Source organism: Bradyrhizobium sp. Unk1 (assembly GCF_059512345.1).
Genome location: NZ_JCAMOP010000001.1, coordinates 244,644 through 257,397, shown reverse-complemented (window position 1 = coordinate 257,397; position 12,754 = coordinate 244,644). Strand labels below are relative to the sequence as shown.

At 65.6% G+C, this 12,754-nt stretch carries 8 protein-coding genes; all 8 read left to right on the top strand.

The genetic code is table 11. From position 1 onward, the window contains the following. Positions 1-3: 3 nt before the first annotated feature. A complete protein-coding gene (hydA, locus tag AC5ZFO_RS01090) occupies positions 4-1,413 on the top strand; it encodes a dihydropyrimidinase (protein WP_282518598.1) in 1,410 nt (469 codons plus the stop codon). 182 nt (positions 1,414-1,595) lie between these two features. Continuing rightward, on the top strand, positions 1,596-3,029 hold the full coding sequence (locus AC5ZFO_RS01085) for an NAD-dependent succinate-semialdehyde dehydrogenase (RefSeq protein WP_282518597.1): 1,434 nt from the start codon (positions 1,596-1,598) through the stop codon (positions 3,027-3,029). Between the two features lie 144 nt (positions 3,030-3,173). Further along, positions 3,174-4,721 (top strand): MocR-like pyridoxine biosynthesis transcription factor PdxR, encoded by a 1,548-nt coding sequence (gene pdxR, locus AC5ZFO_RS01080; protein ID WP_282518596.1) that lies wholly within the window; start codon positions 3,174-3,176, stop codon positions 4,719-4,721. 425 nt (positions 4,722-5,146) lie between these two features. Next, positions 5,147-7,156: a hydantoinase/oxoprolinase family protein gene (locus AC5ZFO_RS01075; RefSeq protein WP_496121085.1), complete on the top strand. Its 2,010-nt coding sequence runs from the start codon at positions 5,147-5,149 to the stop codon at positions 7,154-7,156. Then, complete coding sequence (locus AC5ZFO_RS01070) at positions 7,153-8,733, top strand: hydantoinase B/oxoprolinase family protein (RefSeq protein ID WP_282518594.1); 1,581 nt, start codon at positions 7,153-7,155, stop codon at positions 8,731-8,733. The genes AC5ZFO_RS01075 and AC5ZFO_RS01070 overlap by 4 nt, the downstream gene beginning before the upstream one ends. A 10-nt stretch (positions 8,734-8,743) precedes the next feature. Further along, entirely contained in the window at positions 8,744-10,039 is a 1,296-nt protein-coding gene (locus AC5ZFO_RS01065) for an aminotransferase class III-fold pyridoxal phosphate-dependent enzyme (RefSeq protein WP_282518593.1), read from the top strand. Further along, a complete protein-coding gene (locus AC5ZFO_RS01060) occupies positions 10,036-11,712 on the top strand; it encodes a long-chain-fatty-acid--CoA ligase (protein ID WP_282518592.1) in 1,677 nt (558 codons plus the stop codon). Before AC5ZFO_RS01065 ends, AC5ZFO_RS01060 begins: the two co-directional genes overlap by 4 nt. 106 nt (positions 11,713-11,818) lie before the next feature. After that, positions 11,819-12,751, top strand: a complete 933-nt coding sequence (locus AC5ZFO_RS01055; protein ID WP_282518591.1) for an N-carbamoyl-D-amino-acid hydrolase — start codon at positions 11,819-11,821, stop codon at positions 12,749-12,751. Positions 12,752-12,754 lie beyond the last annotated feature (3 nt).

The window sequence follows — 12,754 nt, the reverse complement described above, 5'->3', positions numbered from 1 at the left end:
CCTGTGACGCAGCTCGATCTCGCCATTCGCGGCGGCACCATCGTGACGGCCAGCGACGAGTTTCGCGCCGATATCGGCATTCGCGACGGGCGCATCGTCAGCATCGCCGACCGCATTGAAGGTGCGGTGCGCGAGATCGACGCGACGGGTCTGCTGGCGCTGCCGGGCGGGATCGACAGCCACGTTCATATCTCGCAATCGTCAGGCCCGGACGTGGTGATGGCCGACGATTTTGCTTCGGCAACGCGCGCGGCGGCGGCTGGCGGCAACACCATGGTGCTGCCCTTCGCGCTCCAGGAGAAGGGGACGTCGCTCCGCACCTGCGTCGAGAACTACCGCAAGCTCGCCGAGGGCGAGTGCTACATCGACACCGCCTTCCACCTCATCATCTCCGACCCCACCGCGGTCGTGCTCGGGCAGGAGCTGCCGGCGCTGGTCAAGGACGGCTACACCTCGTTCAAGGTGTTCATGACCTATGACGATCTCGTGCTCAGCGACAAGCAGTTGCTCGAGGTGTTCGATGTCGCGCGCCGCGAAGAGGCGCTGGTCATGGTCCATTGCGAGGGCTACGACGCGATCCGTTTCCTCACCGCCAAGCTGGAGCGCGAGGGCCATATCGCGCCGTATTATCACGGCGTGTCGCGGCCGCAGGCGGTCGAGCGCGAGGCGACGCATCGCGCCATCAGCCATGCCGAGGTGATCGGCGTGCCCATCATGATCGTGCATGTCTCCGGCCGCGAGGCGATGGAGCAGGTGCGCTGGGCCCAGCAGCGCGGACTGCCTGTTCATGCCGAGACCTGTCCGCAATACATCACGCTGACGGCCGACGACATGAAAGGCCTGAACATGGACATGTCAGGCGCAAAGTATGTCTGTTCGCCGCCGCCACGCGATGCCGAAAGCCAGCAGGCGATCTGGGAGGGCATCACCACGGGTGTATTCCAGACCTTCTCGTCCGACCACTGCCCGTTCCGCTACGACGATCCCAAGGGCAAGCTGACGCCGAATTCCCGCACCTCGTTCCGCTGGGTGCCGAACGGCATCCCCGGCGTAGAGACCCGGTTGCCGATCCTGTTCTCGGAGGGCGTCTCGAAGGGGCGGATCAGCTTGCAGAAATTCGTCGAGCTGACCACGACCAACCATGCGCGGATCTACGGGCTCTATCCGCGCAAGGGCTCGATCGGCGTCGGCTTCGATGCCGACGTCGTTCTATGGAATCCCAAATTGAAGAAGCCGATCCGGCAGGCCGATTTGCACCATGGTTCCGACTATACGCCGTGGGAAGGCTTTGACGTCACCGGCTGGCCCGTCACCACCATCGCGCGGGGCCGCGTGGTGTACGAGCAGGGCAAAATCGTCGGCGACAAGGGCGCGGGCGAGGTGCTCAGCCGTGGCAAGTCGAGCCTGGTGTGACGGAAAAATAATCGCATCGTGACGACGCCACCATGTCGTCTGTTGCGCATACCATCCTCGCGCCGCTGCGGCATCATTGATCCCTTTTCGCCGGCCGCCTTTCGGTGTAGCTCTGCGCCCACTTGTTAAGCGGCCGGGCGCCAATGCTGATCGCCGCCGAAATCATGCAGGAGACACCAGGGATGTACCCCAAAGTTCAGATGTTCATCGCCGGCGAGTGGACCGACGGCACCTCCGGCAAGTCGGAGGACATCCTCAACCCCGCCACCGGCCAGCCGATCGGCAAGACGCCGCACGCCTCGCGCCAGGACCTCGACCGCGCGCTGGAGGCCGCCAAGGCCGGCTTCGAGATCTGGCGCAAGACCTCGCCGTTCGACCGCTACAAGCTGATGCGCAAGGCCGCCGACATCATCCGCTCGCGCGCCGCCGAGATCGCACCCGTGATGACCATGGAGCAGGGCAAGCCGGTCGTGGAAGCGCAGGGCGAGACCATGCTGGCCGGCGACCTCATCGATTGGTTCTCCGAGGAAGCCCGCCGCGCCTATGGCCGCATCGTGCCGCCGCGGATGGGCAACGTCTCCCAGCTCGTGACCAAGGAGCCGGTCGGCCCGGTCGCCGCGTTCACGCCCTGGAATTTTCCGATCAACCAGGCGGTCCGCAAGATCTCGGCCGCGCTCGCCGCCGGCTGCTCGATCATCGTCAAGGGCCCGGAAGAAACCCCGGCAAGCTGCATGGAGCTGGTGCGCGCCTATGCCGACGCGGGCATTCCGGCCGGCGTCGTCCAGCTGGTGTTCGGCGTGCCGTCGGACGTGTCCGAATATCTCATTCCGCACCCGATCATCCGCAAGATCAGTTTTACGGGCTCGACCGCGGTCGGCAAGCATCTGGCCGCGCTCGCGGGCCTGCATATGAAGCGCGTCACCATGGAGCTCGGTGGCCACGCGCCGGCGATCGTGTTCGCGGATGCGGACCTCGACAACGCCGCCAAGATTCTCTCGGCCAACAAGTTCCGTAACGCCGGCCAGGTCTGCGTCTCGCCGACGCGCTTCCTGGTGCACGAAAGCGTCTATCAGCCCTTCGTCGACAAGTTCGTCGCCGCGGCCAAGAGCCTCAAGGTCGGCAATGGTCTCGACAAGGACACCCGCATGGGTCCGCTGGCGAACCCGCGCCGCGTCGACGCCATGGAAGGTCTGGTCTCCGATGCCGTGCAGCGCGGCGCCAAGGTCCAGGCTGGCGGCAAGCGCATCGGCAACGAAGGCTTCTTCTTCGAGCCGACTGTGATCACCGACGTGCCGCGCGATGCCCGCATCATGAACGAGGAGCCGTTCGGACCTCTTGCCCCGATCACCTCGTTCCGCAGCTATGAGGAGGTGGTGGCCGAGGCGAACCGCCTACCGTACGGCCTTGCCGCCTATGCCTACACCACCTCGACCAAGACGATGCAGGCGATCGGCTCCGACATCGAGAGCGGCATGGTGTCGATCAACCACCACGGCCTCGCGCTGCCGGAAGTGCCGTTCGGCGGCATCAAGGATTCCGGCTACGGCTCCGAGGGCGGCCTCGAGGCGATCGAGGGTTATCTCAACACGAAGTTCGTGACGCAGGCGAGCGCGTAAGCGAGATTTCGTGGGGTGGGTTAGGCTTGCGCTGACCCGCCCCACGCACTTGTGTGTAGCCCGGATGGAGCGAAGCGCAATCCGGGACGGTGTCCCCGCATTTCGCTTCGCTCCATGCGGGCTCAATTGCCTGACGGGCGAGACATGGACAACAGCCGTCACCCGAGCAAGCGCGTGTCCCTTGCCGGGATGCATATCGACCGGAATTCGGCCGTGCCGCTGCATCTGCAGATCGCGGCGCACATCCGCGCCGGCATTTTGCGCGGCACCTTTCCGGCCGGAACGCAATTCCTCGGCTCGCGCGAGATCGCGCGCGAACTGGGCTGCTCGCGCACGGTGGTGCTGACCGCCTGGGAACTGCTCTACGCCGAGGGCTATCTTGCATCGATGCCGCGCGGCAGTGTCATGGTGGCCGCCGTTGCAGCCCCGCATGCGGAGCCTTCATCCACTACGTCGCCTGCGAGCAAGCCCGCCCACATGTCGGAGCGTTGGCGATCGCTGCTTGGTTTGGATTACGAGACCAATTGGCCGTCTGTGTTCGCGCCCGGCGCACCCGACGTCTCGACCTTCCCGTTCAAGGAATGGTCGCGCCTGCTGCGGCTGTCCTGGCAAAATCCGAGAGAGCAGGAGTGTCTCGATCTTCCCTCGGAAGGCCATCCGCGCTTGCGGAGCGAGATCGCGAACTTTCTCGGCTCGGTGCGCGGGCTCGTCTGCGCGCCGGAAGAGGTCGTCGTCACCTCAGGCACATCGGGGGCGCTTGATTTCTGTAGTCGGATGATCCTCGATCCCGGCGACGAGGTCTGGGTCGAGGAGCCCGGCTTCGTCGAGGCCCGGTGGGCGCTCACGGCCGCCGGCGCGAAGCTCGTTCCAATTCCGGTCGATGACAAGGGCCTCGTCGTCTCCGAAGGTATCAGGCGCGCACCGGGTGCGAAGCTGATCGTGGTTACGCCGTCGCATCAATATCCGCTCGGCGTCAGCATGCACCTGGAGCGGCGGCTCGAACTGCTCGACTGGGCCAACAAGAACGACGTCTGGGTGATCGAGGACGATTACAATTCGGAGTTCAGACACCAGGACAGCATGATCGCCTCGTTGCGCTCGCTCGATCGCGAGGGGCGGGTGATCTATTTCGGCACCTTCTCGAAGATCATGATGCCGAATTTGCGGCTCGGCTACATCGTCGCCAACAGGCATTTCATCGAGGGCTTTTCCAAGGGCCGCGCGCGCATCGATGTGCACACCTCCGGCATCGGTCAGCTCGCGCTGACCGAGTTCATGCGGGAAGGGCACCTGCTGCGGCATCTGCGCGGGATGCGGCGGATCTACGCCGCACGTCGGAAGGCGCTGATCGATGCGATCGCAGCGCTGATGGCTGACGATCTCACCGTATCCTCCGCCGTCACGGGATTGCATCTGGTGGCGCTGTTTACCGATGCGATGCAGGCACGGATGAGCGACCGCGAGGCGGCCGCGGTCCTGAAGCAGGCCGGCATCCACGTCCAGCCGCTCTCGCAAAACTTTCTGGAGCAGCCGACGCGGCAGGGCCTGGTGTTCGGCTACGGACGGCTGCGGGTCGAGGATGCCGCGCCGCTGCTTGCGAGAATCGCGGCTTGCATCGGCAGCGGCTGCCGCAATGCGCCATCCGAGCCGGCGAAATCCTCTCTTACTGTTCGTACAATAAAGAGAGGCTGAGCCGACCGCTATGCATAGCTCGTAGGCATCCGGCTATCCCGCAACGCCGTTCAATCGCCTGCAAATTAGACAGACGTTTTTGAGTGATCCGATTGCAGTGCAGCGGGCGTCGCGATTTGCGCGGAGAAATCCGTGGTGCGCTGCACGTTCGTCGCGTGGAACGGTTCGCGTTCGCGTGCTCTCTGCGCGGGCACGGCTGCACCAAAACGTGCAGCCGGTGTTGCACCGCATGATGCCGGCCCTGCGCTGGTCTAGTGGTTTGCGACAACTCTGGCCCTATCCCGAGCCCATCGCTCTGTCGCACGCTCGCAGGCGGTGGCATGACAGGGGATGATGATGAGCGCTCTCGGTTTGGCATTGGACGTTGCGATGGCCGGCAAGCACCCAGCGTCCGGTTCGGACGTCATCCGTAACTGACGCCGCACATGAGTTCCTCCGGACATCACTGGGAAGTCGGCACCGATATCGGTGGCACCTTCACCGACATTATTGCCATCAGGCGCGATTCCGCGGAGGCGCGGATCGCAAAGGTGCCGTCGCGCCCCGACGCGCCGGTTCAGGCGATGCTGGAGGCGATCGAGGCGGTGGGCCTGCGCAAGAGCGAGGTCAAGCGCTTCGTGCACGGCACCACGCGCGTGACCAACGCCATTGTCGAGAACCGGCTGCCGAAGGTCGCGCTGGTCGCGACCGAAGGGTTCGCCGATGTGCTCGAGATCGCGCGTTATCGCCGCCGCGATCTCTATCGTCTCGACATTCCGCCGAAATCGCCGCCGCTGGTGCCGCCCGAACGATGCTTTGGGCTCGCCGAGCGCCTCGATCACGAGGGCCGGGTGCTCAAGGCGCTGGATGAGACCGAGATCGCACGTCTGGTGGCCTGGCTGAAGGAGACCGGCGTACAGAGCGTCGCGGTCGCGCTGCTTCACGCCTATGCCAATCCCATCCACGAAAAAATGCTCGGCGAACGGCTCAAGGGCGTCGTCGCCCACGTCTCGCTGTCGCACGAGGTCAATCCCGAGGCGCGCGAATACGAGCGGACGTCGGCCACCGTGTTCAACGCGGCGGCAATGCCGATCGCGGTCGAATATCTCAGCGAGCTGGAGCAGCGGCTGCCGATCGGCGCCGGCTTGCAGGTGTTTCATTCGGCCGGAGCCATGGTCCCGATCTCAGCCGTGAAGCGGCGGCCGCTGGTGATGGCGATGTCAGGCCCGGCCGCCGGTGTCTCTGCATCCGTCAGCATCGCGCGCCAGCTCGGCACATCGCGCATGCTCACCTTCGACATGGGTGGCACCACGACCGACGTCTGCCTGATCGTCGACGGTCAGGCCGAGATGACCGACGGCCGCATGCTCGGCGACAAGCCGCTGCGTCAGCCGATGCTTGCGGTCCATTCGATCGGGGCCGGCGGCGGATCGATCGTGCGAAACGGTCCGGGCGGCCTGACGGTCGGGCCGGAGAGCGCCGGCTCCCAGCCGGGGCCGGCCTGCTATGGCCGCGGCGGCACCGAGCCGACCATTACCGACGCGAACGCCGTGCTCGGCTATCTCAATCCCGAGACCAAGCTTGGCGACCGCATCGGCATCGACATCAAGGCCGCGGAACGCGTCATCGCGCCGATTGCGCGCGCCTTGGGGCTGAGCCTGACTGAAACCGCACTCGGCATCATCAAGGTCGCGAACGCGACGATGGCGCGCGCGCTCCGCCGCGTCACGGTCGAGCGCGGCATCGACGGCCGCGACTGCACGCTGCTCGCCTTCGGTGGCGGCGGCCCGATGCATGCCGCAGGCCTTGCCGATCTCTACGGGATTGCAGGGGTCGTGGTGCCCAGCGCCTCGAGCGCGTTCTCGGCGCTTGGCTGTCTCACCGCCGATTTCAGCTTCCTTCAGCAGCAGACGCTACGCGCGGCCCTGGATGGCATCGATCTCGCGCGCGTGTCGGAACGGATCGGGACGTTGATTGAGGATGCTTCGGCGCCGCTGATCGCCAACGGCGTTGCGCAGGCGGAGATTCAGGTCGAGCTGGTGGCGCTGATGCGCTACGCGGCGCAGAACGATGCCATCCCGGTGCCGTTCACGTTGCCGCTCGACGTGACCAAGCTGAAGAAGGACTTTCTGGCGCGGCATCACGAACTGTTCGGCTACGCGACCAGCGAGCCCTGCGTCATCGAATCCGTGCGCGTGCAGGCGCGGCGCCCGTCGACGACGGTGGTGAGCCGGCCGGCGACGGCGGTGAGGGCGGTGTCGTCAGGCAAGCGGGCCTGCTCATTCGACGGTCTCCACGATATCCCGACCGCCATCATCGATCGCGCCAAATTGACCGATGTCGTCAGCGGCCCCGCGATCATCGAAGACGCATGGTCAACGGTGGTGGTCCCGCCCGGCTGGCAAGCCAAACCCGATTCCGCCGGCAACCTGTCCCTGACGCGGAGGGCGGCATGAAGCTCGATCCGTTCGTCGTCGAGGTTATCAGGCACGGGCTCTCGGCCGCGGCCGAGGAAATGAGCCTGGTGATGACGCGCTCGGCGCGCTCGCCGCTGCTGCGCGAGGCCGGCGACCTGTCATCCGCAATCACGGATGGCCGCGGCGGCCTGGTCGGGCAGGGCCGCGACATCCCGATCCATCTCGGCGCGATGGCCTACACCATCCCCGAGTTGCTGAAGGTGATGCCGCGCGACAGCCTGAACGACGGTGACGTCGTGATCTATAATGTCGGCGCGCTCGGAGGCAATCACCTCAACGACGTCAAGGTCGTGCGTCCCGTCTTCGTCGACGGCGAGATCGTCGCCTTCGCAGTCAGCCTCGCGCACTGGCCCGACATCGGCGGCACCTGGCCCGGCAGTTATTTCGCGAAAGCCATCGACACTTTCCAGGAGGCGATGCGGATTCCGCCGGTGCTGATCGCAACCTCAGCCGGCGTCAATACGCCGATCGTGCAGCTGCTCAAGGCCAACGTCCGCGATCCCGAGTCCTGCGAGGGCGATCTGCTCGCCCAGATCGCCGCGACCAAGGCCGGCGAGAAGCGCATCCTCGAGCTCTGCCGCGAGCATGGCAAGGCGGTGTTCACGGCGACGCAGTCGCGCCTGCACGATCTCTCCGAAATCGAGATGCGGGAAGCGCTTCGCGACCTGCCGGACGGCGTCTACGAGGGCGAAGACTATCTCGACGACGGCAGCGTCAACAATGCACCTGCGCGCATCCATGTGAAAATCACCATTCGCGGCGACGAGGCGACCTTCGACCTCTCCGGCAGTTGCGATCGCGTCTCGAATTTCTGCAACACGACGCCGTTCATGGCGCGCTCGGCGGTCGCCTATGCCGCGCGCATCATGAGCGGACGCGACATGCACCAGAATGCGGGTGCGCTCCGGCCTCTGACCATCGTTACGCGCCCGGGCTCGATTCTGGAGCCGGGCTGGATGGCGTCCGTTGCCGCCGGCAACCATGAGACGTCCATGCGCATCGTCGATGCGATTTTTCGCGCGATGCAGGACACCATCCCCGAACGACTGTCGGCCGGTGGCGCGACCACCGCGGGCGTTCTGTTCTTCGCCGAGCCGCGGCAAAACGGCTCGTGGAAAATGCTCTACGAGGTCCACGGCGGCGGCGAAGGCGCGCGGTATGATCGGGCCGGCATGTCGGCGACGCGCGTGCATCTGTCCAACACGTCGAATACACCGGTCGAGGTGATCGAGGCGAACTACGCGATCCGCCTGGAGCAGCAGGCCATTCGCCGGCAGTCCGGCGGCGCGGGCGCCCATCGCGGCGGTGACGGCTCCGTCCGCACTTATCGCATCCTGGCACCCTCGATGCATCTGACCACCTGCATCGAGCGCATGGTGATCGCGCCATTCGGCATGCAGGGCGGCTATCCCGGCAAGGCCTGCCGCATCTCGCTGATCAGGCAGGGCGCGAACGTCGCCATCGACGGCAAATCGAACCTGGTGTTGCAGCAAGACGATCTCGTCACGATCGAGATGTGCGGCGGCGGCGGCTATGGCGCCGTGGCTGCGGAGTGAGGGGATTGCGATGAGCAGATTGTTGCGAACCGGGCTGAATGCGGGCGAAGCCGCGCCGATGGCCGTCGTTGGCGGCGAGGGCGTCTATTTTCACTTGTCCGATGGCCGCAAGCTGATCGACGGCAGCAACACCGGCGGCGGCCTCGGCCACCGCCATCCCGCGATGGTGGAGGCGATCCGCCGCGCGGCGGATACGCCGGTCGTGAACGAAGGCTGGTCCTGGGTCGGCCGCGAGCAGGCCGCCGACGATCTGATGGCCACCGCATTCAAGGGCGAAGACGACTGGGTCGGCGCAGTGCGGTTCTGCATCAGCGGCAGCGAGGCCAACGACATGGCGCTGTCGCTTTGCCAGGCGCTGACGCAGCGGTCGGCTCTGGCGACGCGCGAGCGCGCTTATCACGGCATCACCGGCCTCTCCCGCGCCATGACGGTGCAGCCGCAATGGCACGGCGGCCTCGCGGTGCACGCAGGCGGCTCGAAGCTGCCGGCGCCGATGGCACCGGTGCGGATCCTCCCGGCGCCGGATGGTGCGATCTATGGCGGATCGGCGAACAACACCTCGCCCAGCGAATATCTGGCGGATGCCACGCGCCTGCTCTCGGACACGGCCGCGACGATCATCGACTACACTCAGGGCGGCATCTATTACGACGGCGCCTATCAGGACGAGGTGGCGCGCTGCGCGCGGCAGGCGGGCTCGTACTGGATCGCGGACGAGGTCGTCACCGGTGCGGGCCGCGCTGGGCGCTGGTTCGCGTTCCAGGGAGCGCAGAGTCGCCCCGATATCGTGACGCTCGGGAAATCGCTCGGTGGCGGTGCGGCAGCCGTTGCTGCCGTCGTGGTGTCGAAGGACATTGTCGAGCGGCTCAAGGGCACGAGCTGGCAGAATTACGGCACGCTGCGCGGCCATCCGATCAGCATGGCCGCGGTTAGCGCCTATCTGAAGGTCGTCAGCGAAGAGAAGATCCTGGAGCACGTAGCGAGCCTGGAAAAGCTGTTCATCCGCCGCCTGCTCGCGATCGCGCAAAAGCATCCGAGCGTGCAGCGCGTGGCGGGACAGGGACTGCACTGGACGGTGGAGTTGCACGGGCCGGATTGGCGCGCCTGGCATGCCGACACAACGGAGGTCCCGATCGCCTCGCGCGTGGCGGAGCGCGCGCTGGAGGCGGGCGCGGTGATCGGCACCAGCGGTGAGCAGACTTCGCTGTTCCTGGCGCCGCCGCTGGTCATCTCCGAGCATGAGGCCGAATTGCTTCTGGATGCACTCGATCACGGCCTCGATATCGCAGACGAGGAGCACGGGTGAACGCAGGCCCCGCAACACGCTCGCCGGCCTGGCCGGCGGACGAGCCCTGGCATCTCGCGATGCCGGAGGGGACGCTGTACGACGCGCTGGCACGTGCGGCGAAGGATCGGCCGTCGCACCCGGCGACGGTGTTTTATGGTGCGAGCCTGAGCTATGCCGAGCTACGCGAGCGGGTCGATGCCTTGGCCGGCTTCCTGCAAAGCGCTTGCGGCGTGAAGTGCGGCGACCGCGTCATGATCGCGCTGCAAAACTCGCCGCAATATGTCATCGCCTACTACGCGGTGATGCGGGCAGACGCCGTGATCGTGCCGGTCAATCCCATGAACAAGACCGCGGAGCTCGCGTATCTCGCCGAAGACAGCGGCGCCAGGGTCGCGATCATCGGAAGCGAGCTGAGCGATGTCTTTGCGCCGCTGGTGGGTGAAGCTATCGCGCATGTGATCGTTGCGCATTATCGCGACGAGGTGCCGGCCGCCACGCCCTATACGCTGCCATCATGCGTCACCGAGGCGCAGTCGGACGTGCCGTCGTCATCGGGCTGGCATTCCTGGTCGTCCGCGATCACGAAAGGCTTGCAGCCTGATCCGATGAGGGCGGGCCCGGACGATCTGATGATCCTGCCCTACACGTCGGGGACAACAGGCAAACCCAAGGCCTGCATGCATACGCATCACAGCGCGCTGTTCACGGCCGTCTTGCAGGCACGCTGGTACGGACTCGACGGCAGCGACGTGATGACCGGCTTCATGCCGCTGTTCCATGTCGCGGGCATGCAGGGCTCGATGAATGCGACGATGGTGACAGGCGCTACGCTGGTGTTGATGGCGCGCTGGGACAAGGATCTGCTGCCGGACCTGTTCGAGACCTATGGCGTGACGTTCTGGAACGCGGCGCCGACCATGATCGTCGACGTGCTCGCCAGCGCCAGGTTTCGTGACCGCTGCTTTGCCAAGCTGAAAGTGCTGACCGGCGGCGGTGCGGCGATGCCGACCGCAGTGGCCGAGCGGTTGAAGGGCCGCTTCGGCCTCGATTTCGTCGAAGGCTATGGCATGACTGAGACCATGTCGCCGACCCATCTCAATCCGATGGCTGCGCCGAAGCGCCAGTGTCTCGGCATTGCCGTGCAGGAGACCGATGCGAGGGTCGTCGATCCCGAGACCTTGATCGAGCTCGACGACAATGTCGTCGGCGAGATTGTCGTGCACGGGCCGCAGGTGCTGCAAGGCTACTGGAACAGGCCACAGGCCGACGCTGACTCCTTCATCGAGCTCTCGGGAAAGCGGTTCCTGCGCACGGGCGATCTCGGCTATCGCGATGCCGAGGGCTACTTTTTTGCGGTCGACCGCCTGAAGCGGATGATCAATGTCAGCGGCTTCAAGGTGTGGCCGGCCGAGGTCGAAGCCGCGATGTACCAGAACCGCGCCATCCGGGAATGCTGCATCGTCTCGGCTCCCGACGACTACCGCGGCGAGACCGTCAAGGCGCTGGTGGTGCTCGATGAAGCCGCGCGCGCGACGACGTCGCCGGACGACATCGTCGGTTGGGCCCGCGGCGCGATGGCAAGCTACAAGGCGCCGCGCGCCGTCGTCTTCGTCGAGCAGCTGCCGCGCACCGCCAGCAACAAGATCAACTGGCGGCTTTTGCAGGATGCCGAATGGGGGCGGACGGCATGAAAGCTGCTTGGCTGGAAAAACGGTGCAAGACCGCGTTATGCTGCGCGCGCCGGCACGCCCCTCAAGCTGCGATCCCCAGCCTCACCAAGAAATCAGGAACCCGCTGATGCGTATCATCAACGTTGCCGCCGCCCAGATGGGCCCGATCCAGAAGGCCGACAGCCGCGAGGCCGTGGTCAAGCGCATGATTGCGCTGATGGACGAAGCCAAGGCAAAAGGCGCCGACCTGATCGTCTATCCGGAGCTGGCGCTGACCACGTTCTTCCCGCGCTGGTACGCGGAGGACCGGGCGGAGTTCGACACCTGGTTCGAGCGCGAGATGCCGAACGCGGCAACCAAGCCGCTGTTCGAGCGTGCGGCGCAGCATCAGATGGCCATGAACTTCGGCTATGCCGAGCTGACGCCCGACGGCCATCATTTCAACACCGCTATCCTCACTGACAAATCCGGCAAGATCGTCGGCAAATACCGCAAGGTCCATCTGCCAGGCCATGTTGAATACGATACCAAGCGGTCGCACCAGCATCTGGAGAAGCGCTATTTCGAGCCGGGCGATCTCGGCTTCAACGTCTGGCGCGAGCTGGGCGGCATCATCGGCATGGCCATCTGCAACGACCGGCGCTGGCCCGAGACCTATCGCGTCATGGGCCTTCAGGGCGTCGAGATGGTGCTGATCGGCTACAACACGCCGTCGGTGAATGCGGAGAGCAGCGACGAGGGCATCGAGAAGCGCCTGTTCCACAATCGTCTCTCGGTGCAGGCCGGCGCCTATCAGAACGCGACCTGGGTGGTCGCGGTGGCCAAGGCGGGTGTCGAGGACGGCCATCCGCTGTTCGGCGGCAGCCTGATCGTCGATCCCAATGGCGAGATCGTCGCCGAGGCCAAGACGGAAGACGACGAGGTTCTGGTTCACGCTTGCGACCTCGACGCCACCACGTTCGGCAAGACCACGATCTTCAATTTTGCCCAGCACCGCCGCATCGAGCATTACGGGCTGATCGCCAGCCAGACCGGCGCAGTGCCGCCGCCGGAGAAGTGACGC

Coding starts and splice junctions, on each gene's coding strand:
- AC5ZFO_RS01085 (WP_282518597.1), top strand. CDS start 1,596: ATGTACCCCAAAGTTCAGATGTTCATCGCCGGCGAGTGGACCGACGGC.
- AC5ZFO_RS01070 (WP_282518594.1), top strand. CDS start 7,153: ATGAAGCTCGATCCGTTCGTCGTCGAGGTTATCAGGCACGGGCTCTCG.
- AC5ZFO_RS01075 (WP_496121085.1), top strand. CDS start 5,147: ATGAGTTCCTCCGGACATCACTGGGAAGTCGGCACCGATATCGGTGGC.
- pdxR (WP_282518596.1), top strand. CDS start 3,174: ATGGACAACAGCCGTCACCCGAGCAAGCGCGTGTCCCTTGCCGGGATG.
- AC5ZFO_RS01065 (WP_282518593.1), top strand. CDS start 8,744: ATGAGCAGATTGTTGCGAACCGGGCTGAATGCGGGCGAAGCCGCGCCG.
- AC5ZFO_RS01055 (WP_282518591.1), top strand. CDS start 11,819: ATGCGTATCATCAACGTTGCCGCCGCCCAGATGGGCCCGATCCAGAAG.